We start from the raw sequence: 2,444 nt of genomic DNA, 5'->3' as shown, positions 1-2,444 counted from the left end.
CGACAAATGTTTTCAAGATTAAATATTTCAAGTTTGATAAATGGTTTCACTTATAACTTTTCAATATATGGAATTATATATTTCATCTCCATTTACTACCAAGAAAATTTGCACCTATCGTCCCTTGAAACGGGTATTAAATTTCTGCCATTAACATTATCTGCGATGCTGTTATCATCATTTTTATCACCTATATTAGTTAATAAGTTCGGGAAAACTTTAACACAACAACTTTGTTTATTTGCAATTATAAGTGGAAGTATAATTTTATTGGTTTACTTTTCGATAACAAAAGTACCTCCTCTCATTCCAGCCAGCTTTATCCTTCTAGGTTTTTCTGGAGCAATTGCTCCTGTATTAATGAATGCAGCCTTCTTGGCAACTGATGAAATGTACCATAACGAAATATCCTCTTTAGTAAATCTTGCACGTCAAATGGGCAGTATTTTAAGTGTGATGATTGTTTCTATCATGTTAGATCTCCTTCCAAAGGAAATTGTTATACAGTATTTCTTACTATGTACAATAATTATCCCTATCCTAGCGTACACTTACTTATCCTGGGCAAACTCATTTTCGATTAAATCTTTCCTATATAGTAATAAAAAGGATAGTACCCATCACCAGTAAAGATTTCTTTGCCAATTACTCATTTACAATATTCATTAAATAAGTAGTGCCTTAATTAATAGGCATTACTTATTTTTGTACCTAGAATTTATTTTATATTAACTGAAAATATATTATATACATTTTAAAAACAGAAAAGACTACAGGCCCATCAGGGAYCGGTAGTCTTTTCTGTGACATAATTAGAAGTTAGTTTTGATGCTTTTGCACATCTTGAGTAGTTTGCTCAAATTATCATTAGCTTATGTATTAATTAAAAAAAGTCTACCTGATTTGTCAGAGGTAGGCTTTTTTTAGAAACTGTATCTGTATAGATAGTTTGTCTTAATATTCGTCTTCTATTCATAATAAAAAAACCTCCTGATTTCTTTTATACCAGAAGGTTTTTTAGGCAGCTTGCTGTCAACTCGAAAAGTGAGGATTACCAAACGGAAGCTTCACAGCGTCTTTAGTAGTTTGCTCAATGTATAGATAAATATTCACATTAGAGATCCTGTAAATGAATTCGTATACTGAACAGCTTGATTGATGCAATCAGTTACTTCATTAGAAGTGTTCTCTTTATGGGCTTTATAATGTAATCAATAAAAATAAAATCTACAGCGCTTGTTCTGAACTTATGTTATTTTGTTTAAATGTTGTATAGATCATAAAAGCAATAAGAATGGAGATTAGCACTAAAGAAGATCCTGCCGTGCCTAAGTCTAAACCACCTTTTTCATGTGGCTTTGTTAAAAGATCCCCAAACGTTGCTCCGAAAGGACGAGTTAAAACAAATGCTATCCAGAATAAAAATACACGAGAAATTTTTGTATAGAAGGTACATATAACGATGAAGGCTAGTAAGCTGCCGATTAAAATAGCTCCGCCTATATATCCAAGTCCAGACGTATCAGACAAAAAATCTCCTAAAGCTGTACCTAATGTGTTTGAGAAAAGAATTGCAATCCAATAAAGTACTTCAGCCTTACGGTTTCTAATATAATTGATATTCAATGAGCGCTCGCTAAAATACCAGTATGCAAATATCAACAACAATATAGTGATTAATATCATTGAGCCTTTTGCGTAACCTAATGCTAGTGTACGATCCATAAAATCTGACAATGTTGTGCCAGCTACGCTAGTTGAAAGAATAACAGTCCAATAAAGGGCTGGAATATACCTATTAGAGCTCAGTTGAGCTATAAGTGTAATTAAAAATATGCTGAAAAAGATCAGCGTACTAACTCCATATCCAACCCCTAACGTCTGTGCTAATAAGTCACCGGCCGTTTCCCCCAGTGTCGTAGCTGAAATTTTCATAATCCAAAAAACAAGTGTAATTTGTGCAATTTTATTCATTGGCGATAATGCTTGCATTCTTAATTTTTCTCTCCTTCTTGTGCTAAGTGTTTATTCTTTTAAGTAAACGGCACCCTTACCTAATTTTTTTCTTGGAAAATTCCTTGAAAGTTTTATCATTGCAATTTAAACTGTACAGCCTCTTTCTAAAACCAAAATGAAAAGTAGATAAGAATTTAATGAGATTTCTATAAAAAACTTTTTATGAATGTTTTATCAACTCTTAAATATTGAATAAATAATTGCACCATAACGTTTTTATAAAATATTTATTTTCATTAAATCCTCATTTAAATTTCATTTAAATTTCATTGCACAGTATTAAATTGGAATTATGTGAGTCAAATTTTTAAAATATAACGTTATGCCCTCAGCTTCTGAACTTTAAAGTTCATTAAAAGAAGAGGAACCTCAAACAATTACTAAGAGTTCAAAGATGGATGATATTTAAGAAGTAGTTAGTAATATTA

General features: G+C 31.3%; 2 protein-coding genes. One reads left to right on the top strand and one right to left on the bottom strand.

Translation table 11 applies throughout. The features are described 5' to 3' along the window. Positions 1-630, top strand: a 630-nt coding sequence (locus tag AC1DRF_RS23245) for an MFS transporter (RefSeq protein WP_477741806.1), incomplete at its 5' end; no start/stop codon positions are given. 597 nt (positions 631-1,227) lie between these two features. On the opposite strand, the gene AC1DRF_RS23240 is transcribed toward AC1DRF_RS23245, so the two are convergent. Further along, entirely contained in the window at positions 1,228-1,992 is a 765-nt protein-coding gene (locus AC1DRF_RS23240) for a COG4705 family protein (RefSeq protein ID WP_427075395.1), read from the bottom strand. Between the last annotated feature and the right edge of the window lie 452 nt (positions 1,993-2,444).

The sequence above is a fragment of the Priestia sp. P5_B4 genome, assembly GCF_056400385.1.
This window is presented reverse-complemented; position numbering and strand designations above follow the sequence as displayed.

Bases quoted from the DNA above. Each gene is read 5' to 3' on its own strand.
- AC1DRF_RS23240 (WP_427075395.1), bottom strand. From the start codon at position 1,992: ATGCAAGCATTATCGCCAATGAATAAAATTGCACAAATTACACTTGTT.